Here is a 25,597-nt window from a genome sequence, read left to right as displayed (position 1 = left end):
GAGCGACAAAAAAGGGCTACCCATAGAGGCTAGCCCTTTCATTATTGATTTATCTTTAAACGGAAAATGGATACTGAATTGGGTCGTGGTGCTCGTAGCCTTCTACCCAGAAGTCATCCAATGTTACCCACGTCTCCAAATCTTCTAGAGACTTGATTTCCGGATTAATATGGAACGTCGGTGCTTTTAGCGGTTCACGCTGTAACTGGATATCACGCATTGGTTCAAGCTGATCTTCATAGATGTGAGCATTGACAATCTTGTGGTAAGCCAGGCCAGGCTTCTTACCCGTTATTTGCGCCATGATAGCCAAGAAGACATACACTTGAACCATATTGAAGTTCAAGCCTAGCGGGACATCACAAGAGCGCTGCGTACTATTTAAGTACAGCGTATCCCCCAGCAGTGAAAAGTGATGACTGTACATACAAGGGCGCAAACAGCCCATATGAAATTCACCCGGATTGTAAAAGTTAAGGATTTCACCACGGTCATCAACGCCACGCGTCAAATCATCCACAATCTTACGCAATTGATCGATATGACCGCCATCTGGCTTCGCCCATGAACGTCCTTGAACGCCGTATACACGGCCCATGTCATCTTCACCTTTACGATACGGGTTGTTCAACCATGCTTGGTTTAAGTTTGCGTTCGCATCCCAAGTTTTAGTGCCTAACTTACGGAAGTCCTCTGCATTATCGTAACCGCGAATATAACCAAGTAACTCAGCGACCGCCGCTTTCCAAAAACTCTTACGCGTGGTCACGAGTGGAAATTGGTTGTTTGCGACGTCGTAAGACAAGTCCGCATTGATTACTGTTAGGCAACGTTTGCCAGTACGTTCGTTTTCAATCCAAACACCTTGGTCAACGATACGCTGACACAAATCTAAATACTGTTTCACACCCGTTCCTTACTTTGTTTTAACTTGTGCTTTATCTTGGTAAAGGCCACGTTTATATGCCCAAACCATCATCCCAACGCCCAAAATAATCATTGGTGACGATAATATTTGCCCCATCGAAATGTACCCTCCGAAGAGACCAAGTTGCGCATCCGGTTCACGGACAAACTCAATGAGGAAACGGAATGTTCCGTAACCCGCTAAAAATAGCCCTGACACGGCACCAAGTGGACGTGGCTTCTTAATAAACCAGTTTAAGATGAAGAATAGCACCACACCTTCTAGTAGCATTTCATATAGCTGAGATGGGTGGCGTGGTAAAGGCCCGCCATTAGGGAAGATGATTGCCCACGGTACATCGGTCACACGGCCCCAAAGCTCACTGTTCATGAAGTTGCCTAAACGCCCCATACCTAGGCCAAATGGCACAAGCGGTGCAACAAAATCGGCCACACCAAAGAATGTTCGACCGTTCTTACGTGCATACCAGAACATTGCGGTGATAACACCGAGTAGTCCTCCGTGGAACGACATCCCCCCCGTCCACACTTTAAACAAGTAAAGAGGATCGGCTAGAAACAGATCGAAATTATAGAAAAGAACATAGCCAACACGACCACCAATCACGACGCCAAGAAAGCCCGCAAACAGTAAGTCTGATACTTGCTCACGCGTCCAGCCGCTTCCCGGCTTGTCTGCACGACGATTAGCAAGCCATAAGGCAAAGATGAAACCAATCAAGTACATCAAGCCATACCAACGCACCGACACAGGACCAATAGAGATTAAAACCGGATCAATATTGGGAAATTCAAAGTATCCCTGAGACATAAATCATTCTCTTCTTATAGCAAATAAAACAAATATACCTAAGTAACCTCAAGAGGCTTGGGTATAAACTCACAGCAGCATTGTTGCTGCGACAAACATTAAGAACACCGCAAAGATTTTCTTTAATACCGTTGTAGGAAGGTTGGTTGCCATTTTCGCACCAAATTTGGTCGTCATCATCGACGTCATCGCTATCGAAATCAGAGCTGGCAGGTAAACATACCCAATACTATACGCAGGTAAACCTTCAACGTTATAGCCATGCAAAATAAAGCCCATCATGCCTGAAATCGCTATCACGCAGCCACATACTGATGATGATCCCACGGCTTTACGCATTTCGATCCCATGCTTATTCAAAAATGGCACTGATAGTGAACCACCACCAATCCCCGCAAGGCTAGATGCCACACCAATCCCCATACCATACATCACGGTGACGGAACGACTTGGCATCGATCTGTTTCTGGTTACTTTAATCGAGCGAAACATTTGTACAGCAAGACAAAAAACAATTCCCCCAAAAACTTTTGGTAAGTAATGGGTCGGGATCCACTCAGCAAGATTAGCACCAACAAAGCCACCAATCACCACACCTGGCATCAACCATTTCACCACAAACATGTCCACGTTGCCGAGTTTAAGGTGGTTCAGGGCGGATGAGCCCGATGTCACAATGATACTCGCAAGCGATGTGGCGAGAGCCATATGCATACTCATCTCAATTGGAATGCCCGCAAGTGGAAGGAGATACAACAATGCTGGCACAACAATCAGGCCGCCTCCGATCCCAAGAAGCCCCGCCATGACGCCAACAAAAGCGCCTAGCGCCAACAATAAAAAAAATAAAGAAACAGTCACAATTACCTACTTTTTACCCGCACGAATAAAGCCTGCAAATCCTTGTTGAATAAAAAAATCATGCATCATCTGGTGAATATCTTGTCCATAAGACATCGACATGGCTTGTTTGGCGAGTTTTTCTAGTTCTTTTTGTTCACTATGACGAATTAAGTATTTAACCTTAGCAACATTGGAGGTGTTCATACTCAAACAGGTATAACCTAACCCCAGTAGCAATAGTGCACCAAAGGGGTCTCCAGCCAACTCACCACAGATACAAACTGGCACTTGATACTGATGGCAGACATCATGAATTTGCTTCAAGGCTAAGAGCACGGCTGGGTGCATAGACTCATAAACATCCGCAACTCGAGAATTGTTCCGGTCCACCGCGAGCAAATATTGCGTCAAATCGTTCGTGCCAACAGATACAAAGTCGACTCGATGCGCAATTGCTGGCAATAAGTAAACCATGGATGGAACCTCAATCATGACACCGATGTCCGGCGCCGGGATCCGCTCATCCAGTAACACGACTTCACTGTAGGCTTGATTGATCAAGGTAATGGCATCATCCAACTCTTTAATGCCCGAAATCATCGGTAACAAAATACTCAAATTCCCGCTCTCAGCACTCGCTCTGAGCATGGCACGTAATTGGATTAAGAAAATGTCGGGATGATCTAATGTAAAACGGATACCACGCCAGCCTAAGAAGGGATTATCTTCCTCAATGGGTAGATATGGCAGCGGCTTATCACCACCAATATCTAAAGTACGCATCACCACACGCTGGTTTGGGTAACTATTTAATATTGCTTGGTACTGATGATACTGCTCATCTTCCGATGGAAAGTGATGTTGAAGTAAAAAGGCAATTTCTGTTCGATACAGACCGACGCCATCGACACCGGAGTTAATCGCAATATTGCTGTCTGCGCTAAGGCCCGCATTAAGCATCACTTCAACATGGAGGTCGTCGAGAGTCGTTGCTGGCAACGCAAGATCTTTATTGACCATTGCGTACAGCTCAGATTCTTCATTAACCAGGCTTCGATATTCACGCAGAAGCTGACGGTTCGGCTCTAAAAAAACCTCACCCGTATAGCCATCGACAATCCCTAGCTTACCATTCACCTCACAGGTGTTAATGTGAGCTCCCATGATAGCAGGGACGCCTAAAGCGCGTGATAAAATCGCCGCATGGGAATTCGCCGCACCTTCCAGTGATACGACGGCAAGCAGGTGCTGCTTAGGAATGGACGCCAGTAAGGTTGCCGTCAACTCATTCGCAACCAAGATAACCGGGCGATCAATCGCCGAATGCTCTTGCTCACTATTTTGTAGAAAGTACAACAGCCTTTGGCCAAGCTCTTTGATATCTTGTGCGCGCTCACGCAGATAGACGTCAGACATACGGGCAAAGCGGTTAGAGTAAGTCTCAACAACTTGACGTAAAGCCCATTCCGCTCGATCACCTTTCTCAATCTGTTTTTTAAGATCTCCGCGCAGCATAGGGTCGTTAAGTAAGTGAGTAAAAAGATCAAAAATGGCCAACGCATCTTTATTTATTTCACTGTCGAGTTTCTTACGCATACGGCGGAAGTCGTTTAATGCCCTCTCTACGGCAACCGCCAAAAGTTCGTGTTCACGTTCTTTATCCAGAGTCGATGTGGGGAATACATCATTTAAGCTAGGCTGGGTATTGTCAAACCAAAACTCCCCAATCGCCACGCCCGTAGAAGCAGGCAATCCTTTTATCACTTTAGGCTTCGATGCCAACTGCCAGTGACCGAGGTTTTGAGCATGAGCAATCAACACCGCAAGCTGAGCTGAGAGCGTCACAAGGAAAGACTCTTCCATCTCACTAAACAAACGTGGCGTTTTTTGCTGAATGACCAGAACACCTAATACTTTTTTGCGGTGAATGATCGGTGTACCGAGGAACGAGTGGTAAACCTGTTCACCAAGTTGAGGAAAAAACTTAAAATCAGGATGGGTCGCCGCTTCTGCAAGGTTTAGCGGTTCAGCACTACGCTTTACCAACCCTACCAGACCTTCATTGAAGTTGATATGAATACTATCGCCTTCAAAAATAAGGCCTTGAGTTGCCATCAACTCAAGGCGCTGCATTTCTTCATTTGCAAGATAGATAGTACAACACTCAGAACAAAGGGCAGCACAAGTCTCTTTTACCAATATATCAAAAGCCAGATGTACATCATCGACTCTGGAGACTTTTTCAACTATGTCCCTTAGCTGACTAAGCATGTTTATCCTCTACCTACGTTGCTTTTTTCTTTTCCCTTTCGTTTTACGCTCGCGAAAAGGCATCGCTAAAGATGCAAATTCTTTCATGGCTCGACGATAAACATCTCGCTTGAAAGAAACAACTTGCCTAACTGGATACCAATAGCTCACCCAGCGCCAACCATCAAATTCAGGGGATTTCCCACGCTGCATATTGATACGAGATTCATCGCATTCTAATCGCAACAGAAACCATTTCTGTTTTTGGCCGATACAAACAGGCTTAGAGTCCCAACGAACCAATCGCTTTGGTAACTTATATCTTAACCAATGACGGCTTGCTGCTATGATCTTAACGTCTTTATTCGTCAGACCGACTTCTTCATATAACTCCCTGAACATGGCTTGTTCAGGTGTTTCACCTTCGTCAATTCCACCTTGTGGAAATTGCCATGAGTGCTGCCCGTATCGTTTAGCCCAGAAGACCTGACCATGGTTATTACATATCACAATACCAACGTTGAGTCGGTAACCATCGCCATCTATCACCGGCTAACCTCTATGAATAATTTTTTATTACCGTGATTTTTCCACATATCCCCATTACTAGCAAACTTACTGATGTGATATGAGCAAGATTTATTAGCACCTCGCCTTCACTGGATATCTTTTACTCAAATCCAACTTTATCAACATAGCATTGAGACATGACCCACATTTATTCACCTTTTCTGTGAATAACTTTGTGAAGAAATCGACATCAACAATATTTTTTGTTCAACACCATTCTTAGCGCCATTATCTAAAATTGAGAAAAATCACAATAAACAACTGATAATAAATGATTATAACCTCTATATGAACAAAATGCGCCCTCATTTATTTTGATGATTTTTTCACCACACACAGATCGGTTAAAGATCGTTCAATAGGCTATTTATCCACATACAACAGGTAGGACTTCAGGTTATCTCGCTAAAATCAAGTCGCAATACACCGCCATAACACTGTGTATTCGTCCACTACCCATCAAGATCTTGTCGGTTGCTGTCATTTCTGTGGATAAGTAGTGAATTAATCATTCTTAATTCAGCTTGATGCAATCTTGGGCAGTGTATTTTCCGGTAATTTGGTAAACTCAATGTTTTAGTTATCACTATCACATTATGAAACCAGAACCACACTCTGAAGCTGAACTCATGGAAAGAGCACACGACATTGCAGGCTTAACATTTGCTGAGCTTGCAGAAGAAGCCGAAATGATCGTGCCTGAGAACTTAAAACGCGATAAAGGCTGGGTGGGTCAACTGCTCGAATGGCATCTCGGTGCGCCTGCGGGAAGTAAACCTCAGCAAGATTTCGCCAAGCTCGGGATAGAATTAAAGAGCATTCCTATTGGTTACTCTGGCAAGCCATTAGAGACGACCTTTGTTTGTGTTGCCCCACTGACAGGTGTACAAGGACTGACATGGGAAACCAGCCATGTGCGTAACAAACTATCTCGCGTATTGTGGGTACCCGTTGAGGGGGAGCGAGAAATACCGCTCGCAGAAAGACGTGTAGGCAGCCCACTAATATGGTCTCCTGACCAAGAAGAAGAACACATCCTAAGAAATGATTGGGAAGAGTTGATGGAAATGATCGTTCTAGGCAAATTCGATCAAATTTCGGCCAGACATGGCGAAGCACTGCATTTGCGCCCAAAAGCCGCCAATGCAAAAGCACTGACGGAAGCTTATAGCTCTTATGGAAAACCGATAAAAACCCTACCTCGAGGCTTCTATCTCAGAACACAATTTACTGAGCAGATCCTACTGAAGCATTACATCAACGCACAATCAGAATAATGATGCTGTCTTGGATCAGTGCGTCACCAGTGACAGTTCAATGTCACAGTACGAGTCAGAGCCTTCACTACCGAACTCATCGTAAGCGTTGTGCAGTCTCAAGTAGGCTTTATCTATCCCTAACCGCAGCAGCTCTTCTTTCACCAACTCTAACGACCCAAAGTGAATGGGATCTTCGCCATTTTTTATTGGCTCAAGCTGATGTTTATACTCCACTGCTAGCAAATAGTCAGAGACATCAGAACAACCAATCACAAAAACCTTAGGTTTTTTGTAGGTATCTTTGTGGTGGCCATGTAGCCACATGTCCAGTTGATGTATCTGCATAATTCACCTCCTTTACGGTTTAAGTGTAGTTGCACAATGCTCCGCTTTCGAGTCATCCAATCTACGAACGGAAATCATTTGCCCAGTTGGTTGGAATTCCCCTATATTGTAATAACTTACTCGACCGTAAACTGTGCAAGGAAGTGATATGCTATATACGAAGCTCCCTCACTCATCTCTAGAGATCAGTAAGATCAGCCTTGGTACTATGACATTTGGTGAACAAAATACTGAACGAGACGCCTTTGAACAGATCGACTTTGCTCTTGATTACGGGATTAACTTCATTGATACCGCAGAAATGTATCCCGTTCCACCGCAAGCTAAAACTCAAGGGCTCACAGAGCAATACATCGGGAATTGGTTAGCTAAGAGCGGGAAACGCGAGAAAGTGCTACTCGCAACCAAGATCGCAGGTCCGCGAAATGTACCTTATATTCGCGAGAATATGAGTCTCAATCGTCGTCATATCCATACCGCGATTGAGGACAGCTTACAGCGCTTACAAACCGATTATATAGACCTCTATCAGCTGCATTGGCCGCAGCGTCAAACCAACTGTTTTGGTGAGCTGAATTACCCCTATCCAGATAAACAAGAAGAAGTCACTTTAGTGGAAACATTGGAAGCACTAACAGAGTTGGTAAAATCAGGGAAAGTACGCTACATCGGCGTATCAAACGAAACGCCTTGGGGAGTGATGTCTTTGCTCCGACTCGCTGAAAAGCATGACTTACCACGTATCGTTTCCATTCAAAATCCCTACAATCTGCTCAACCGCAGCTTTGAAGTCGGTTTATCTGAAATCAGTCATTACGAAGGTGTACAACTATTAGCCTATTCACCACTGGCCTTTGGCTGTCTTAGCGGTAAATACCTTAATGATGCGAAACCTAGAGGCGCACGCTGCACCAAGTGGGAACGCTTTGCTCGCTATTTCACACCACAGGGTATAAAAGCGACCGAGGCATACGTCAATTTAGCAAGAGAACATGGTTTAGATCCGGCACAAATGGCACTCGCATTTGTTAATCAACGCCCATTTGTTGCTTCAAACATCATTGGCGCGACGAATCTAGAACAGCTAAAAACCAACATAGAGAGTATTGAGATCGTCTTAAGTGACGAGCTATTAACAGAAATCCAAGCCATTGGTACGACCTACTCGAACCCTTGCCCATAAGCGAAGCAACGCTAAAGTAGCAAACACTAAAATCAAAACAGGCTGACCACAATGGTCAGCCTGTTTTGATTATATTAAGCCCAAATTGAACTGAATACGTATGATGGATAGTTCAACCTGGGCTTTGGATTACGTCAGTATTCGCGAAGTTAACACTCGACGAAGGTGATGGACTCGACGCTCAACTTTAACGACATCAGGAATGCTGCTATGAGTTGAACGGCGTTCTTTGTCCAAACCTATGTCTCTCAACAGATGTTCGTTCGTCCATGGAATGTTATGACTACTGCGACGAACCGTTCTCTGCCACTGTTTTTCCTCACGTTTTAGGTCTGCCTTTACTAGCAAAGTAGCCAGTTTCAAATAGATAGAATGACGCATAATGTTTTCTCCAAATTACGATAAATGATCGACTGGGGAAAAATAGTGCGAGTTTTAAACAGAGGGAGTCTGCTGAGACTAAGCCGCTACTTTTCCGCAGCCTAGTGAGATTGATAGGTGACGGATTAATTTAATCGAATGAGCCTGTTGTATCCTGTTTGACCGTCTTAATGGTTAGACGAACGACAGGCATACGATCAGCGCAAGCAGTGGTGTTAACAACACATTGTTTCATCTTGCGCCTCCTAGCTAAAAATTAATCCGTGATTGAAATGATATAACTCTATGAGTTACGGTTAAATTGTAAGCAACCCTGCGTAATTATCAACCCGCGTTTTTTCTTTCTAGCAAAAAACAAATTAAATTTTCACATATCGGTTGCATATGCATTTTGAAATAACACATTCACCCAAAGAATGGGTTACTTGTGAGATTTTATAAAAACCATAATCGGAATAAAAAAAGGGAACGATACGTCCCCTTACGCTATTCTGCCATCACTAGACCGTTTGATCTGAAATCAAATTGTGCTTATTGAGCAGACGGTACATCGTTGCGCGTGACACCCCCAGCTCTTTGGCTGCATTTGATACCTGACCTGAATGCGACTCAAGAACCACCAGCAATGCATCACGCTCACTCTTCTCTCGGATCGATTTTAAACTACGCTTAGACTCGTTACGTTGCGGTAAGTCGAGGTGAATACCTTCAATCATGATGCTATCAGACATTAACACCGCACGTTTTACTTGATTCATCAGTTCGCGTACATTACCAGGCCAGAAGTAACGCGTCAGGGCTTTAAGTGCATCTTCAGAGAAACTCTTCGCCTGCGAATTGTACTCTTTTGAAAACTCTTGCAAATAGTAGCGAGCGAGTAGCGATATATCACTTGCACGCTCTTTCAAACTCGGGACGTTAATGCGTAATACACTGATGTAGTGATACAGCTCTTCGTTAAAGTCACCATCAATCAGTGCTTTTTCTACATCTGATGAGTTCGCAGCAAGGATGCGCACGTCAACATTCTTAATGCCTTCTTTCGTTTCAATCGTCCCCTCTTGAAGAAACCTCAGCAGGTTCATTTGCTGATCTTTTGAAATCGTTAGAATGTCATTCAATAGCACCGTTCCGCCATCAGCTTGCTCTAGTAAACTAGGACCAATACTTGGGTCAGCATTGATACCAAACACCTCCGCCTGAAAGCGCTGTTCATTCAATGCGCGGCAATTGATAGACAAAAACGTCTTATGCGAGCGAGAAGAAACCTTATGAATCGCGCGCGCAACGGCTTCTTTGCCCGTCCCACTCTCTCCGTAAATTAGGATACTCACATCGGTAGGACCAATGCGTTTAACTTGGTCTCGTAAACGTTTCATTGGGATTGACTCACCAATCAGGCCCATGTCTAAACTGTTACCAAAACTTGGCCACACTTTTTTCTCAATCTTGAGCATACCAAGCTGATGGCCTATGGTACTCAGCAACTGTGCATCTGGAATTGGTGCAGTAAAAAAATCAATACAGAAGTTCACGATAAACTGACAGATAGTATCGACCCCGAGCTGTGACTCGCGGATAAATGCTAGCCAACGAACATGCTTGTGAGAACTCACTAAGTTTGCCAATCCATTCAAGCTGAATTCATCATGACTGAGATCGACGATGCCAATGCATGGCCCAATATCTTCTAACAGTGTGTTGGCTTTACGTAAATCCCCCACTTGGTGACATTTCCACCCCACTTGCTCTAATACTGATAACCAAGGTTCATAGTTACCACCGACGACAACAAGCGACCCAGGAATGGAATCCATCTTAAACTGCCCAACCATTCGCTAACCCTTATTCATTATTGATAAATCTTATGTTCTACAAACCGATCTTTGAGAACGGGTAACATTATCGAGACTACTGCCGGATTAGTCTGTCTCACTTTTAAGACTATGCAACAGATTGGGATTTTTCTAGAATTCATTTGCATAGTCACACTAAAAAAGTCATCAATTATTTGAATTTACTCGAATTTTAGACATAAAAAAAACCACCCGAAGGTGGTTTTTCATTTCTCAGCAAGAAAATTACGCTTGTGGGCGCATTGCTGGGAATAGGATCACGTCACGAATAGTGTGCGTGTTAGTCAGTAGCATAACCAGACGGTCGATACCAATACCTTGACCCGCTGTTGGTGGTAGGCCGTGCTCTAGTGCAGTAATGTAGTCTGCGTCGTAGAACATTGCTTCGTCATCACCAGACTCTTTCGCTTCAACCTGTGCTTTAAAGCGTGCATCTTGGTCTTCTGCATCGTTAAGCTCTGAGAAGCCGTTTGCCACTTCACGGCCACCGATAAAGAACTCAAAACGGTCTGTGAAGAACGGGTTATCATCGCTGCGACGAGCCAATGGAGAGATATCCGCTGGGTAGCCAGTGATGAATGTAGGCTGCATTAGTTTAGGCTCTGCCGTTTCACCGAAGATTTCTTCTAGTAGCTGACCACATGTCCAGAAAGGTTCTACTTCTACATGAACTGATTTCGCAATAGAAACCATCAGATCACGGTTTTGTAGATCCGCTTCAGTTAACGCTTGGATCTCAGCGTGGTCTGGGTTGTAGTGCTTGATGGCTTCAAACATGCTCATACGTGCATAAGTGCCGCCAAATTCAACCGTTTCATCACCGTAAGGCATTGAGGTTGAACCTAAAACTTCTAGAGCAACTGAGCTTAGTAGTTCTTCTGTTAGATCCATAAGATCTTTGTAGTCTGCGTACGCCATGTAGAATTCCATCATCGTGAATTCTGGGTTGTGACGCGGAGAAAGACCTTCGTTACGGAAGTTGCGGTTGATTTCGAATACGCGATCGAAACCACCAACCACTAGACGCTTCAGGTATAGCTCTGGCGCGATACGTAGGTACATTGGCATATCTAGCGCGTTGTGATGCGTGATGAATGGACGCGCACTCGCACCGCCAGGGATTACGTGCATCATTGGCGTTTCAACTTCCATGAACTGCTTTGAGATCATAAAGTTACGGATTGCAGACATGACTTTAGAACGTACAACGAACGCATTGCGAGAATCTTCGTTTACGATGAGATCAACGTAACGCTGACGGTAACGCATTTCTTGGTCTGTCAGGCCGTGGAACTTCTCTGGCAGTGGACGCAGCGCTTTTGTTAGCAACACGTACTCTTCCATGTTTACGTATAGATCGCCTTTACCAGATTTATGTAGCGCGCCTTTCACACCGATGATGTCACCGATGTCTAGACCTTGGTATTGATCTTTTAGTACTTTTTGTACTTCTTTATCAGCATACGCTTGAATACGGCCAGATGTTTCTTGGATTACAAGGAATGGGCCACGCTTAGCCATGATACGACCAGCAATTGCTACTACGTGGTTAAGCTCTTCTAGCTCTTCCTTGCTCTTTTCACCGAACTCTTTTTGAAGGTCGCCAGCTAGGCTGTCACGACGGAAATCATTTGGGTGGCCGTTTGCTTTGCAGCTCTTTCGGATTGCATCCAATTTAGCGCGGCGCTCAGCAATTAGCTTGTTCTCTTCTTGAGTAGAGGCTTCTTGTACAGTTTCGTTTTGAACAGCATCAGTCATTTTCGATGTATCCTGTTTTTGTCGGTGAAAAGCGTTACAAGCCTGACTTCAGGCTAGCTTCAATAAATTTGTCTAGGTCGCCATCTAAAACCGCTTGAGTATTGCGGTTTTCAACGCCCGTGCGGAGGTCTTTAATGCGAGAATCATCTAAAACGTAAGAACGGATCTGGCTGCCCCAGCCAATGTCAGATTTTGCATCTTCATTAGCTTGTTTTTCCGCGTTTTGTTTCTGCAGCTCAAGCTCAAATAGCTTCGCTCGAAGCTGTTTCATTGCCTGATCTTTGTTCTTGTGCTGAGAACGGTCATTCTGACATTGCACGACTGTGTTCGTAGGAACGTGAGTAATACGTACCGCAGACTCAGTGGTGTTAACGTGCTGACCACCTGCACCTGACGCACGATAAACATCGATACGTAAATCGGCAGGATTAATGTCGATATTAATGTTTTCATCAATCTCAGGGTAAATAAACGCAGAGGCAAATGACGTATGACGACGACCGCTTGAGTCAAATGGCGACTTACGAACAAGGCGGTGCACGCCAGTTTCGGTGCGTAACCAACCGTACGCGTACTCGCCTGAAATTTTCACTGTCGCGCCTTTAAGGCCTGCAACATCCCCTTCAGAGACTTCGATTACTTCGGTTTTAAAGCCTTTTGCTTCAGCCCAACGCAAGTACATACGTAGCATCATGGAAGTCCAGTCTTGCGCCTCAGTACCGCCTGAGCCTGACTGTAAATCAATATAACAATCAGAAGCATCGTGATCACCGGCGAACATACGGCGGAATTCAAGCTTCGCTAGCTTGTCTTCAAGCTCTGTCAGTTCAGGTTCGATTTCGTCAAACGTTTCTTGATCTTCTTCTTCAACAGCGAGTTCAAGAAGACCTTCAACGTCCTCGACACCTTGCTCTAGCTGATCAATCGTTTCAACAACCGCTTCTAATGATGCGCGTTCTTTACCGAGTGCTTGTGCGCGCTCTGGTTCGTTCCACACATCCGGTTGTTCAAGTTCTGCGTTGACTTCTTCTAGACGCTCTTTCTTAGCGTCATAGTCAAAGATACCCCCTCAGGACATTTGTGCGTTCAGACACATCCTGCAGACGGTTTTTAATTGGATTGATTTCAAACATGTTGGCTCAACATTTTAGAATAGAATTTAACCGAGAAATTCTACTCAAAAATGTGACGGAGATACAGGAAAATTTCGGGTGGGAAATCAGATTGCAATTAGAGAGAGCACGGTCATAAAATTTTGAGTCCACTAAAGGGCGACCGTACTCTATAGTAAGCGAAAAATGAGAATTTACTTGGCTTCGATATGATCAATCATCAGTTGCAATGATTGATTACCACGAAATTCATTAATATCAAGTTTATAGGCTAAACGTACCGTTTTAACGGATGCATCCGGCCAGCGACGAAGATCTACATTAAACGTAATACCGTCAATCATGATGTTGGTTGGATGCCCTCTATACAGTGGTTCTAGCATCAATTTTAAGTGCTTCTCTCCCACCAGTTTTTGGTGCAGCACTTTAAACTCACCATCAAAGATTGGCTCAGGAAAAGCCTGCCCAAACGGCCCACCAGCGCGCAACTGTTCAGCGACATGCATAGAAAACTCTTCTGGTTTGAGTTCGCCGTCAGAAAGAATGATGCCCTTCAAGGCGGCTTCATCAAGCTCCTTCTTAACCACATCATCAAATAGACGGCTAAAGCGCTCAAAATCTTGTTCTTTAATGGTTAAGCCTGCCGCCATCGCGTGACCACCAAACTTGATGATCAAACCTGGGTTTTGCGTATCGATGAAATCGAGAGCATCACGCATGTGCAGACCTGGAATCGAACGACAAGAACCTTTAATGGTACCTTCACCTCCATCAGCAAAGGCAATCACTGGGCGATGGAACTTATCTTTGATGCGCGAAGCGAGAATACCAATCACACCTTGGTGCCAATCACGTTGGAACAATGCCAAGCCACATGGCAACTTGCTATTTTCACCAAACTGTAAGCGTTCACAAAATGCCATGGCTTCTTGCTTCATGCCCTCTTCAATCTCTTTACGAGTTTGGTTAAGGCCATCAAGCTCACTCGCCATTCGACGTGCTGCGTGAATATTGTTACACATCAACAGCTCAACCCCGAAAGACATATCATCCAAACGACCTGCTGCATTGATACGAGGCCCCAGTGCGAAGCCAAAATCAGACGCCACCAAACGGCGAGCATCACGCTTTGCCACTTCGATCAGTGCTTGAATCCCCGGGCGTGCTTTACCAGCACGAATACGCTGCAAGCCTTGGTGCACCAAGATGCGGTTGTTCTCATCAAGCGGAACCACATCAGCTACAGTTCCAAGCGCAACTAAATCGATCAGCTCCATCAACTTTGGCTCTTGCATGCGTTGCTTTGCGAACCAGTTCTGTTTGCGCATGTAAACACACAGCGCCATCATCAGATAGAAAGCGACGCCAACACCCGCAAGTGCTTTAGATGGGAACGCACAGCTGTCGAGGTTCGGGTTCACCATCGCATCGACATCTGGCAGAACGTGCCCCGGAAGGTGGTGATCGGTCACGAGAACGGTTATGCCATTTTCTTTGGCATAACGAACGCCTTCAATCGACGATACCCCATTATCCACCGTCATGATCATTTCTGCGCCAAGCTCTAATGCTTGATCAACCACTTCAGGGCTCAAGCCATAGCCATCTTCAAAACGGTTCGGCACTAGGTAATCAACGTTGTTGCTACCTAACATGCGTAACGCGAGCACAGACAGCGCTGAGCTAGTCGCACCATCGGCATCGAAGTCACCCACGACAATAATACGCTTTTGCTCATTAATCGCTTGAAAAAGCAATTCCACCGCCTGTTCAATACCACCTAACTGTTGGTAGGAATGCAAACCGCGTGCAGAAGTTTCAAGCTGTGCTACATCCGTGATGCCACGATTGATGTAAATGCGCTTGAGAATCGAGGGAATGGAATCAGGAAGAAGAGAAAGATCCGGTTCAGGACGTCGTTGAATTTCTATCATGTTTGAAAAGAGCCAGCAATCACGGCTGGCTCTACTCCTTAAAGGATTATTGTTGCTCTAAACGTTTTAGCAGTTCTGCTGGTGGCAGGTAACCACCAACTAGCTCACCGTTTGGTAGGAAGATCGCTGGTGTACCAGAAATACCAAGCTCACGACCGAGATTGTAGTGTGCTTTGATCGTCTCTTTACACTGATTGAGATCTTTCACTGGATTATCAAAAGTACGTTCCACTTTCGCGTTGTGCATTGCAGCTTTAGGATCCTCTGCACACCAGATCGTCGCCATTTGCTCAGCGGCCGGACCAGTAGCACCTTGACGTGGGTAAGCTAGGTAACGAACGGTAATGCCTAGATCGTTGTAGCCCTGCATCTGGCTGTGCAGACGCACACAGTAGCCACAAGTGATGTCTGTAAAGACTGTCACCACGTATTTCTCATTCTCTGCTTTGTACTCAATAGCACTATCAGAGAACTCAGCGATTTTTTTCGCGTTCAATGGCGCTTGACGCTCAGCAATCACGTCTTTGTAACCACCATTTTCATCCACAGAATAAAGCGTACCAGCAATAAAGTGATTACCATCGTTTGAGGCAAACAATACACCACCATTGGTTTGAAGTTCTAATAGACCTGCGACGTCTGATGGTTGAATGTCAAGAATCGACAACCCCAGTTTAGAGAACTTCGCCTTAAGCGCCTCTTCATCAAAATTTTGCTTTGCCGCAGGTGCGACTTGTTGTGCTGGAGTTTCCGTTTTTGCCTGCCCCTCTTCAGCACCACAAGCGGCGACGAAAAACGGTAAAGTCAGCAGAGTTAGTCGGCGTAATACGCTCATTAAATTCACCTTAAAATAAAATCGTTTCATCCAATGAGATAAAGGATGCAACAAACCATCATTATGCTCTTGGGTGGTGTTGACTGTGGATTTGTTTCAATCGCTCAGTCGCTACGTGAGTATAAATTTGTGTGGTCGATAAGTCACTATGCCCCAACAGCATCTGTACGACTCTAAGATCGGCGCCATAGTTCAATAAATGTGTCGCAAAAGCATGGCGCAAAACGTGTGGTGACAATTGTTCCCCATCAATACCTGCTATCACTGCGTAGTATTTTATACGGTGCCAAAAGGTCTGGCGGGTCATTTGTCTTGCTCGTTTACTTGGGAACACAACATCCGACGTCGACTCCCCCAATAGAGCAGACCGCCCTTGTTGGATAAATGTGTCAATCCAATCCACGGCATTCTCCCCCATCGGAACCAAGCGCTCTTTGCCGCCTTTACCCGTTACGCGAACCACCCCTTGTCGCAGGCTGATGTTTTCCATAGTGAGGCTCACTAACTCTGTCACACGTAAGCCCGTCGCATAAAGCAGTTCAAGCATGGCTTTATCGCGCAACTCGATAGGGTCATTGGGGTCTGGCGCATCAAGCAGCGCGTCGACTTGTTCTTCACTGATGTCTTTCGGTAGGCGTTGTGGCAGCTTTGGGCTCACCAACAGTGCACTCGGATCATCGGCACGCACTTTTTCGCGGTGGAGGTACTGAAATAAACGGCGAATAGCCGATAACATACGCGCGCGCGAAGTCTGCTTGTAATCCAAATCCGCCAGATAAGATTGATACTCTTGCAGGCCAGACAGGCTAATGAAGTCAAGGCGGTAGCGCTGTTGTTCCATCCACACGAGCAATTTCATTAAATCATTTCGGTATGAAGCTAGTGTATTCTCTGACAAGCCACGCTCCATCCACATCGCATCCAAGAATTGCTCAACAAGACCAAAATCTTGTTGATTGACAGGCTGTTTTGCCGTCATGCACGCTTCCTTATCTGTTTATATTTACAGTGTTGAGAGTAAGGCAACTGCCCAGCCAATACCATAAAAAATCATCCCGCTTAGGATATTCGCTGCAATTTCCCTCAGTTTATGGTTAGAATCTGCTACAACAGCAACATAGAAAACGACAAATATAATGAAAATCGGACTCTTTTACGGCTCAACGACCTGCTACACCGAAATGGCAGCAGAGAAAATTCGCAATATTATTGGTGAAGACCTTGTCGACATTCACAATGTGAAAGAGGCACCGTTATCACTCATGGCTAACTACGATCTGCTGCTGATTGGCATTTCTACTTGGGACTTTGGTGAAATTCAAGAGGACTGGAGTGCGATTTGGCAAGACATCACAACCACGCCACTCAAAGACAAAGTCGTCGCGCTATTTGGCTTGGGTGATCAAGAAGGTTACGGCGAATGGTACTTAGATGCGATGGGGCTTTTACACGATGAGCTAAAAGCCACTGGCGCACAATTTATTGGTTACTGGCCAAACGAAGGTTATGAATTTGAAGCGTCGAAAGCGCTGACCGAAGATGGTAGCCAATTTGTTGGCCTTGCTCTGGATGAAGATTCACAATACGAACTGAGCGATGAGCGCATCGAAACATGGTGTGAGCAAGTGTTAGTCGAATTTCACGACACGCTATAAGCCGCGACAAACTGATTACAAACAAAAAGCCCGGTAAAGCGATTCACCGGGCTTTTTTACATTTTATTTTTTACATTTTATTAGTCGACAATTACGCCGCTTCTTCCGCTAGCTCTTGACGAGTTGACTTCGCGAAGAAGAAAGAGCAAACAATCGCGGCCGTAGTTGGTAGCAACCAGCCCATACCCACTTCAAATAGTGGCAACATGCTGAATGCCGATACGTCCAGACCTGCAACCTTTGCTGCATCAATCAACGCAAATAACAGCGACACAAGCAGTACTGAGCGGTAAGCAACGCGTGGATTTGGTAGCTTGCTACGAACAAACGTTAGAGTAACCAACGCCACTGCGACTGGGTACAATGCAAATAATGCAGGTACGGATAGCGAGATTAATTGAGCTAAGCCAACATTCGCAACTAGGGCACATGCGGCACCGTTAATGATAACCCAATGCTTGTACGACAGGGATGTCTTAGAACTAAAGAAGTCAGAACACGCAGAGATCAAACCGATAGCCGTTGTTAAGCACGCAAGTAGTACAATGATTGACAATACAATCTGACCGTATGGGCCGAATAGTGCTTGCACGTACTGGCTTAGGACTAGACCACCATTGTCCGCGCCAGCTGCAATTGTTGCACTGGTCGCGCCTAAGTAAAATAGAGAAATATAAACAAATGCAAGACCTGCGGCAGCAATACAGCCCGCGTAGATCAAGTATTTAGTTGTTGCTGCACGTTCAGTGATACCTTTGCTACGCAGTGAGTCCACCATTAACATACCAAACATCAACGATGCAAAAGTATCCATGGTGTTGTAGCCCTCAAGGAAGCCTTTAGTCAGTGGTTGAGTTAGGTATTCGCCCCGTGCGGCCATCATTTCCCCTTGAGGATCAACAAATACCGCAATAGCAAGAATGATCAAGCCAAGGAACAAAACTGGCGTTAGCACTTTACCAATCAAATCAATCAAACGACCTTGAGACCAAGCGAAAGCCATTGCTACCGCGAAGAACAAGATTGAGAATGCCGTCAGATGCGCTTGAGATGCACCTAAAAAGAATGGTTTTACTGCCATTTCGTAAGCGACAAGACCAGTACGAGGCGCAGCAAATGCAGGACCGATGATAATGAAGATCAACGCCGCCATCAGCACCGCTGCTTTCTTAGGAAGATCTTGAGTCAAGTGATCCCAAGAGCCACCAGCCACAGCAATAGCAACGATGGTAATAAGAGGTAGACCTACCGCTGTTAGCAAGAAACCAAACATTGCAGGCAGCAGGTTCTCACCTGCTAACTGACCTGCTAGTGGTGGAAAAATGATGTTGCCGGCACCCAAAAAGAACGCAAATAGCATAAAGCCTACTGCGATAATATCTGTTAGTTTTAACGTCTGCTTCACAGATAACCCTTACTTCTAATTAATGAATGTTGTGTATGCATAGACCACTTTTGATTATCTAAAGTAAATAGATACTCGTGGTTTAATCTATTATATTTCGCCGAATAATGACGAAAGACTCATCATTTGGCAACCTTAAAGAAAAAAACACCATATTAATTTACCTACGGAAGCTAAAAGCAGTTAATACATCTAACATTTGGCAATAGGGCAGTCTTTTACACCAAGTAAATTACAAAACAATTTGATAACCAACAAAACAAGACCCTGTACAATTACGAAACAACAGCAAAATTAACTTAAATATTGAGCAAGTGCGAAACATCATGAATAATCCATCATTCAAAACTAAGGGCTTCAAATTTAAGCAATTTACTATCGACGGAAGTGAAAGTGGCATGCCCGTTAGCACCGATGGTGTTCTACTAGGCGCATGGTTTCAAAGCCATCGTGAAGTAAATATTCTCGACATTGGAACCGGAACGGGGTTACTCGCGCTGATGTGTGCTCAGCGCTTTACCAAAGCAAAAATTACCGCCGTAGATATTGAAAAAACGGCGATTGACGCCGCACGTGACAATTTTGCCCACTCTCCTTGGCGAGATAGGCTGTCTTTGTTGCACGCCGATGTATTGAGCTTTGAAGCTCCACACACATTTCAACACATTATCTGTAACCCCCCTTACTTTAACAGTGGAGAGCAATCGAAGCAGAGCCAACGTGCTACCGCAAGACACACAGATACCTTGCAGCACGATGCATTACTCAAACGCTGTTATGAATTACTTTCGCAAAATGGAACGGCCAGTTTTGTGCTGCCGATTACGGAAGGCGAACAGTTTATGACCTTAGCAAAACAACAAGGATGGTACCTATCACGCATCTGTCGCGTGCAACCATCACAGAAAAAGCCTGTGCACCGCGTACTATTTGAATTAGCAAAGCAACCTTGTGATACTCAAGAATCACAGTTGCTTATCCACACAGATGCGGGGTACAGCGAGGATTTTATCCAGCTAACTCACGAGTTTTATCTTAAGATGTGAAATAACATGTGATCCTTATCACTAATCACTTTATAATATGCGACCTTTTAAAATCTATGCTGCTTTCGCGAACCATTAACCAAGCTTTGCTTGTGGAGAACTCATTGTGATCAGAACCTTTGCTGAACTTGATCTAGACTCAAACTTACTTGAAGCCATTGAAGAGATGGGCTACGAGCGCCCAACTAAAATTCAGGCAGAAGCGATTCCACAAGCGTTAGATGGTCGTGACATTCTAGCGTCTGCACCAACTGGTACTGGTAAAACGGCGGCATTCGTACTGCCAGCACTGCAATATCTGCAAGATTTCCCACGTCGTAAACCTGGACCTGCGCGTATTCTGATCCTAACACCAACTCGTGAACTTGCGATGCAGGTAGCGGATCAAGCTCGCGCACTGGCAAAAAATACCAAGCTAAACATCTTCACCATCACGGGTGGTGTTCAATACCAAGAGCACGCAAACATCCTAGCGACCACGCAAGACATCGTGGTGGCAACTCCTGGACGCCTGCGTGAATACATTGATGCTGAACGTTTTGATTGTCGTGCCATTGAATGGTTAATTCTGGACGAAGCAGACCGCATGCTAGATATGGGCTTTGCGCCTACCGTCGACCGCCTATCTAACGAATGTCGCTGGCGTAAGCAAACCCTTCTTTTCTCTGCCACACTAGAAGGTAAAGGTGTCGAAGGCTTTACCGCCGATCTACTGAATGAACCCGCAGAGATCGACGCGAAATCACCACTGCGTGAACGTAAGAAGATCGCACAGTGGTACCACCGTGCTGATGACGCAGAGCATAAACTTGCCCTGCTAAAACACATCATCACAGAGCAGGCAGAGCGTACCATCGTGTTCCTGAAGACTCGTGAGCGTCTGGGTGAGCTTCGTGCACAGCTAGAAAGTGCACAAATCCCATGCTCTTGGATTCAAGGTGAAATGCCACAAGATCGTCGTAACAACGCAATTTCTCGCTTCCGTGACGGCACCGTAAACGTATTACTGGCAACCGATGTGGCTGCTCGTGGTATCGATTTGCCAGACGTATCACACGTAATCAACTACGACATGCCTCGCACTGCTGACGTATACCTTCACCGCATTGGCCGTACAGCGCGCGCAGGTAAAAAGGGTAACGCAATCTCTATCGTAGAAGCGCACGACCAACCAATGCTGGATCGCGTGGCGCGTTACGTGAAAGAAGACATCAAAGAGCGCTTCGTTAAAGAGATGCGCCCTAAGCACAAGAAACCTGTGTTTAAGAAGAAAAAGAAAAAAGACGACAAGAAAAAAACAGTGAAAAAGAAAGTCGCGAAGAAGAAATAATCGTGCGAATTAATTTCTAATAACAAAAGCAAAAGGGTTGGCACTGCCAACCCTTTTTTATCTCTATCGCCGATAAGAATCCATCGCGTGATCAGTTTTGCTCTTCGCGCTTAAACACCAAATCTGTTGGTGTCGACTCTTCTTCTACGAAATAATAACCCGCCGTATTGAACTGAGTTAAGTCCGCGACACTTTTTATTCGGTTTTCAATGATGTAACGCGCCATCATGCCGCGTGCTTTCTTCGCATAAAAGCTGATCACCTTGTATTGACCATTCTTACAATCTTTAAAGATTGGCGTGATCACTTGCGCATCCAAATTCTTCGGCTTGACCGCTTTAAAGTATTCATTCGATGCGAGGTTGATCAGAACATTATCGCCTTGTGCTGCAATGGCTTCATTCAGCTTATCGGTAATCACGTTCCCCCAGAACTGATAAAGGTTGCTGCCTTTATCGTTCGCAAGCTTAGTGCCCATCTCAAGACGGTATGGTTGCATCAAATCAAGCGGCTTAAGCAGACCGTATAAGCCAGACAGCATGCGTAAGTGATCTTGAGCGTAATCGAAATCGGCATCAGAAAGGGTTTCTGCTTCAAGACCAGTGTACACATCACCTTTAAACGCAAGAATCGCTTGGCGCGCATTATCTGTAGTGAAGGTCTCACTCCACTCTTGGAAACGGCCCACATTCAAATCAGCGATCTTATCGCTTACTTTCATCAGTGATGCCACGTCGGCAGGTGTTAACTTACGGCATACCTCGATCAGCTCTTTTGAATAGCTAACCAAGTCTGGTTGAGTAAACTTCTCGGTCGCGAGTGGTGATTCGTAATCAAGCGTTTTAGCAGGAGAAACGACGATAAGCATGACTTTAACTTCCCTAATTTTATTTTCCATTAGGGTACAAAAAAAGCCATGCATTGTCTGCATGGCTTTTTGAATCGTGTTGATAGCTTTCAACGATGATTGGACGTCACTTAGTCTTCTTTCTTTGTGTTGTCCCAAATGCCATCTTCTAGCTGAGATTTAAGCTCAGGAAAATCGTTGACATCAAACGTTGGTACTTTACCTTCATCTAATTGACGGTTGTAATCTTTCGCCAACTTAATCACGATGCCTGACAGCAGTATAATTGCCACCAAGTTCACTATCGCCATCAAACCCATAGAGACGTCAGCGAGTGACCAAACCACTGGTAGAGAAGCTAGTGCACCGAACATCACCATGCCTAGTACAACGATACGGAAAATGCCTAGACCTGCTTTGTGGTTGTGCTCGAGGAAGATTAGGTTCGTTTCAGCGTATGAGTAGTTTGCAATGATTGACGTAAACGCGAAGAAGAAGATCGCTACCGCAACAAAGATGCTTCCCCAATCACCCACTTGTGAGCTCAATGCGCGCTGAGTTAGCTCGATACCTGTTACTTCCGTTGCTTGGCCAACGTACTCACCTGACATCAGGATGATCGCTACCGTCGCAGAACAGATAACAATCGTATCCATGAACACGCCTAGCATCTGTACATAACCTTGAGACGCAGGGTGTGGCGGGTAAGGCGTTGCTGATGCTGCTGCGTTTGGCGCAGAACCCATACCCGCTTCGTTCGAGAATAGACCGCGTTTGATTCCGTTGATCATCGCCTGTGCAATTGCGTAGCCCAGACCACCAGCTGCTGCTTCTTGCAGACCGAACGCACTCTTGAAGATAAGCATTAGCACGTCTGGTAGCTTGTCTAGATTAGAGAACATCACGAACAACGCAAGTACTAAGTAAGCCAGTGCCATAATAGGAACCACCAGCTCAGCGACTCTTGCGATACGTTTAATACCACCAAAAATAACCACCGCAGAAAGTAGCACTACCGCGATACCCACATATAGGTCATCCCAGCCAAATGCGGTGCTCATTGCATTAGCGATTGAGTTTGCTTGAACGGCATTAAATACCAAACCAAAAGCGATGATAAGGAAAATTGAGAACAACACGCCCATCCAGCGCATGCCCAAGCCTTTTTCCATATAGTATGCTGGACCACCACGGTAATTTCCGTCATCGTCTTTGGTTTTGTATAGCTGTGCTAGCGTACTTTCCGCAAACGACGTGGCCATACCTAGCATGGCAATCAACCACATCCAGAAGATTGCCCCAGGGCCACCTGCAGTTAGAGCGACAGCAACACCAGCCATGTTGCCAGTGCCGACACGTGCAGCAAGACTGGTACAAAGTGCTTGGAAAGAAGAGATACCTGCTTTGTCTGCTCTACGGCTGTTTTTAAGAACCGAGAACATGTGGCCAAAATGGCGGAATTGAATGAATCCCAATCGAACGGTGAAGTAGATCCCTACACCAACAAGAAGATAAACCAGAATCGACCCCCAAAGGAGATCGTTCATCAAATTGATTAAGTCTGTCATGTGTACCTCAAAGTGAGTTGCGCCGGTCTGTGCGTCCAAGCCATCCACCAGATTGCCTGCTAAGTGTCAAAGTGTGCTTAGCTTTTTGAATAATGTTTATTGCGCAATCTAGAATCGTAAACGTCGCTTCATGCATCCATTTTACGTACCCGCGTATTTTTTGACGGGCGGATAATGCAGCCTCAACAAGCAAAAATCAATATGCAACAGGTGAGGCATCAATGTTACTTTTCACCATAAGAGTACAAAGAAAAAACACAACAACAACCGAAGCGCACTCAAATGGAAATACAAAACCAACAAAACAGCAACGTGTCGCCCAGTACTGAATGAGGAAAGTAGAATTACATAGGTATGAGGGAAAGCTAGCAACCACAAGTGATGCGCCAAATTCTAACCTGTCGGGGAAGTGGGTATTAAACGGCACATCATTGAGTCGGCTTTATGCAACAGTCTCCCTTGGGTAAGGTACACATTATAGGACTCAAATTAACAAACGCGATCGTACTATTTAATCGTTTTCTTGCGCTCGTTCGCTTATTTTCTCTCCATTTCATATACATAAAAAGTGTGATTCTGTGTGTGTTTTTACATGAAAGTGTCACCTTAGAGACACAAATGCGAAATATATCATGGTTACCCTTACAGTGATTATGGTAATAAAAAAGCTCCACACTGACTAGTTTGGATATAAAAGGTAAGGTGGCTTATGGAAGACTTTCAACTCGATGATGCATTTGACCTAGATACTAGCTCTGCAACTCGCCCTCGAAATAAACGAATCAAGCGAAAATGGCGTGAGATTGAGGAAATGAACGACAGACGTAACCTGCTCAAGGAGTTAAAAGAACTGGATGTCTGTCACGATATATCCTTAGAGGATATCAAACTTTAATTCAGACAAAAGGCACCTTGACGGTGCCTTTTTCATTTATAAATAGATGAAACGACTAAGGTTAACCAGCCTAAAATCACCTAAATAAAGCATATTCTCACCTAGTAAGAATATGCTTTAGTTTTCTGCCATGTTTACTAAGTTTAAAATTTAGATAATTTCTCACCAAATAAGAAAGGCACAAAATAAACCACAACAATGGCAAACGTTCACTTGACGCAAACTGCAGGTCAAACGAACTCCTTGTCATTCTGGCGAACACGTTCAGCTAACTGTTTATAGCGATCCGCGATAGTGTCGCCAAAGACTGGATCGTCCTCATTTTCCTGCCATTGACTTTCGACATATTGCCAGTCTTCTGTCGTAAACAATGCCTCTATCAATGGTAAGATTTTTCTCTCCTCCATGTCGAGGTGACGCTTTTGACTGGTAATAAAATCTTCTAACTGTCGAGCAAACATCTCCTGAGGAACGACAGCGTCTTGTAAAATCATATCAACGACAAGTGCAAACTGCTTAGTCTTTTCAGCAAGTTCTTGGTGTTCTAATTCCAAGTTTTCTATGTTTTTTTGCTGCCCATAATGCTCAAGAAAGTAATGATAAAGAATGTCTTCTTTAGGGTGATGGATCTTCTCAGAATGATTAGACAAGTAATCCACAATCTCACTCACCAACGAGTAGTTGATGGGATGTTCTTGCTGTATCTCCTTCAGTTTGTGGCGCAATATCGCCAACAAACGAACCATATAGCCGTGTTCACGTCTGATTCTTTCGAGCATCATAGCGT

General features: G+C 44.9%; 23 protein-coding genes. 6 read left to right on the top strand and 17 right to left on the bottom strand.

The genetic code is table 11. The annotated features are described in order from the left end of the window. Positions 1-55: 55 nt before the first annotated feature. The 5 genes from AK965_RS06865 to rppH all read right to left on the bottom strand — a co-directional run bounded on the left by AK965_RS06865 (position 56) and on the right by rppH (position 5,380). Positions 56-907, bottom strand: coding sequence for a thymidylate synthase (locus AK965_RS06865; RefSeq protein ID WP_099078924.1), 852 nt, complete (start codon positions 905-907; stop codon positions 56-58). 9 nt (positions 908-916) lie between these two features. Then, positions 917-1,738 (bottom strand): prolipoprotein diacylglyceryl transferase, encoded by an 822-nt coding sequence (gene lgt / locus AK965_RS06860; protein WP_099078923.1) that lies wholly within the window; start codon positions 1,736-1,738, stop codon positions 917-919. A gap of 69 nt (positions 1,739-1,807) precedes the next feature. Next, positions 1,808-2,599 carry a sulfite exporter TauE/SafE family protein gene (locus tag AK965_RS06855; protein WP_099078922.1) on the bottom strand — a complete coding sequence of 264 codons (792 nt, stop codon included), beginning with the start codon at positions 2,597-2,599 and terminating at the stop codon, positions 1,808-1,810. A gap of 6 nt (positions 2,600-2,605) precedes the next feature. Then, complete coding sequence (gene ptsP / locus AK965_RS06850) at positions 2,606-4,852, bottom strand: phosphoenolpyruvate--protein phosphotransferase (protein WP_099078921.1); 2,247 nt, start codon at positions 4,850-4,852, stop codon at positions 2,606-2,608. A gap of 9 nt (positions 4,853-4,861) precedes the next feature. Beyond that, the gene (gene rppH, locus AK965_RS06845; RefSeq protein WP_099078920.1) at positions 4,862-5,380 is read right to left on the bottom strand and encodes an RNA pyrophosphohydrolase; all 519 of its coding nucleotides are present in this window, start codon (positions 5,378-5,380) and stop codon (positions 4,862-4,864) included. A gap of 617 nt (positions 5,381-5,997) precedes the next feature. On the opposite strand from rppH, the gene mutH reads away from it, so the two are divergent. Beyond that, a complete protein-coding gene (gene mutH, locus AK965_RS06840) occupies positions 5,998-6,678 on the top strand; it encodes a DNA mismatch repair endonuclease MutH (RefSeq protein WP_099078919.1) in 681 nt (226 codons plus the stop codon). A 15-nt stretch (positions 6,679-6,693) separates the two neighbouring features. On the opposite strand, the gene AK965_RS06835 is transcribed toward mutH, so the two are convergent. Next, the gene (locus AK965_RS06835) at positions 6,694-7,005 is read right to left on the bottom strand and encodes a DUF6482 family protein (protein ID WP_099078918.1); all 312 of its coding nucleotides are present in this window, start codon (positions 7,003-7,005) and stop codon (positions 6,694-6,696) included. A gap of 148 nt (positions 7,006-7,153) precedes the next feature. Between AK965_RS06835 and AK965_RS06830 the strand changes: the two genes are divergently transcribed. Further along, positions 7,154-8,188: an NADP(H)-dependent aldo-keto reductase gene (locus tag AK965_RS06830; protein ID WP_099078917.1), complete on the top strand. Its 1,035-nt coding sequence runs from the start codon at positions 7,154-7,156 to the stop codon at positions 8,186-8,188. Between the two features lie 129 nt (positions 8,189-8,317). Here the strand turns inward: AK965_RS06830 and AK965_RS06825 are convergent, their stop codons facing one another. The 7 genes from AK965_RS06825 to xerD all read right to left on the bottom strand — a co-directional run bounded on the left by AK965_RS06825 (position 8,318) and on the right by xerD (position 17,043). Next, positions 8,318-8,569, bottom strand: a complete 252-nt coding sequence (locus tag AK965_RS06825; protein ID WP_099078916.1) for a DUF1127 domain-containing protein — start codon at positions 8,567-8,569, stop codon at positions 8,318-8,320. A gap of 500 nt (positions 8,570-9,069) precedes the next feature. Then, on the bottom strand, positions 9,070-10,404 hold the full coding sequence (gene vpsR, locus AK965_RS06820) for a cyclic-di-GMP-binding transcriptional regulator VpsR (protein ID WP_099078915.1): 1,335 nt from the start codon (positions 10,402-10,404) through the stop codon (positions 9,070-9,072). Positions 10,405-10,650: 246 nt separating this feature from the next. Continuing rightward, positions 10,651-12,183 carry a lysine--tRNA ligase gene (gene lysS / locus AK965_RS06815; protein WP_099078914.1) on the bottom strand — a complete coding sequence of 511 codons (1,533 nt, stop codon included), beginning with the start codon at positions 12,181-12,183 and terminating at the stop codon, positions 10,651-10,653. A gap of 34 nt (positions 12,184-12,217) precedes the next feature. After that, positions 12,218-13,316, bottom strand: a protein-coding gene (gene prfB, locus AK965_RS06810; RefSeq protein WP_099078913.1) for a peptide chain release factor 2 whose coding sequence is annotated in 2 segments (ribosomal slippage) — positions 12,218-13,240 and positions 13,242-13,316 — 1,098 coding nt in all. Because the reading frame shifts where the segments join, the coding sequence is not laid out codon by codon here. Between the two features lie 173 nt (positions 13,317-13,489). Then, a complete protein-coding gene (recJ, locus tag AK965_RS06805) occupies positions 13,490-15,229 on the bottom strand; it encodes a single-stranded-DNA-specific exonuclease RecJ (protein ID WP_099078912.1) in 1,740 nt (579 codons plus the stop codon). Between the two features lie 46 nt (positions 15,230-15,275). Next, positions 15,276-16,064, bottom strand: coding sequence for a bifunctional protein-disulfide isomerase/oxidoreductase DsbC (dsbC, locus tag AK965_RS06800; protein ID WP_099078911.1), 789 nt, complete (start codon positions 16,062-16,064; stop codon positions 15,276-15,278). A 61-nt stretch (positions 16,065-16,125) separates the two neighbouring features. Then, positions 16,126-17,043: a site-specific tyrosine recombinase XerD gene (gene xerD / locus AK965_RS06795; protein WP_099078910.1), complete on the bottom strand. Its 918-nt coding sequence runs from the start codon at positions 17,041-17,043 to the stop codon at positions 16,126-16,128. A gap of 157 nt (positions 17,044-17,200) precedes the next feature. On the opposite strand from xerD, the gene fldB reads away from it, so the two are divergent. Beyond that, positions 17,201-17,719, top strand: coding sequence for a flavodoxin FldB (gene fldB, locus AK965_RS06790; RefSeq protein ID WP_099078909.1), 519 nt, complete (start codon positions 17,201-17,203; stop codon positions 17,717-17,719). A 91-nt stretch (positions 17,720-17,810) separates the two neighbouring features. Here the strand turns inward: fldB and brnQ are convergent, their stop codons facing one another. After that, positions 17,811-19,124, bottom strand: a complete 1,314-nt coding sequence (gene brnQ, locus AK965_RS06785) for a branched-chain amino acid transport system II carrier protein (RefSeq protein ID WP_099078908.1) — start codon at positions 19,122-19,124, stop codon at positions 17,811-17,813. 326 nt (positions 19,125-19,450) lie between these two features. On the opposite strand from brnQ, the gene AK965_RS06780 reads away from it, so the two are divergent. Together AK965_RS06780 and srmB are read left to right on the top strand one after the other, a co-directional pair. After that, the gene (locus AK965_RS06780) at positions 19,451-20,170 is read left to right on the top strand and encodes a tRNA1(Val) (adenine(37)-N6)-methyltransferase (RefSeq protein ID WP_099078907.1); all 720 of its coding nucleotides are present in this window, start codon (positions 19,451-19,453) and stop codon (positions 20,168-20,170) included. 106 nt (positions 20,171-20,276) lie between these two features. Beyond that, a complete protein-coding gene (gene srmB / locus AK965_RS06775; protein WP_099078906.1) occupies positions 20,277-21,500 on the top strand; it encodes an ATP-dependent RNA helicase SrmB in 1,224 nt (407 codons plus the stop codon). A 91-nt stretch (positions 21,501-21,591) separates the two neighbouring features. Here srmB and yaaA read toward each other — a convergent pair whose 3' ends face one another. Both yaaA and AK965_RS06765 read right to left on the bottom strand, forming a co-directional pair. Then, positions 21,592-22,368, bottom strand: a complete 777-nt coding sequence (yaaA, locus tag AK965_RS06770) for a peroxide stress protein YaaA (protein WP_099078956.1) — start codon at positions 22,366-22,368, stop codon at positions 21,592-21,594. 110 nt (positions 22,369-22,478) lie between these two features. After that, entirely contained in the window at positions 22,479-23,915 is a 1,437-nt protein-coding gene (locus tag AK965_RS06765; protein ID WP_099078955.1) for a sodium:alanine symporter family protein, read from the bottom strand. Positions 23,916-24,624: 709 nt separating this feature from the next. On the opposite strand from AK965_RS06765, the gene AK965_RS06760 reads away from it, so the two are divergent. Beyond that, positions 24,625-24,810, top strand: a complete 186-nt coding sequence (locus AK965_RS06760) for a DUF3545 family protein (RefSeq protein WP_099078905.1) — start codon at positions 24,625-24,627, stop codon at positions 24,808-24,810. 230 nt (positions 24,811-25,040) lie between these two features. On the opposite strand, the gene AK965_RS06755 is transcribed toward AK965_RS06760, so the two are convergent. Continuing rightward, positions 25,041-25,592, bottom strand: coding sequence for a hemerythrin domain-containing protein (locus tag AK965_RS06755; protein ID WP_172438094.1), 552 nt, complete (start codon positions 25,590-25,592; stop codon positions 25,041-25,043). Positions 25,593-25,597 lie beyond the last annotated feature (5 nt).

Origin of the sequence: Vibrio sp. PID17_43 (assembly GCF_002608565.1) — a bacterium.
Classification (GTDB): Bacteria; Pseudomonadota; Gammaproteobacteria; order Enterobacterales; family Vibrionaceae; genus Vibrio.
This window is presented reverse-complemented; position numbering and strand designations above follow the sequence as displayed.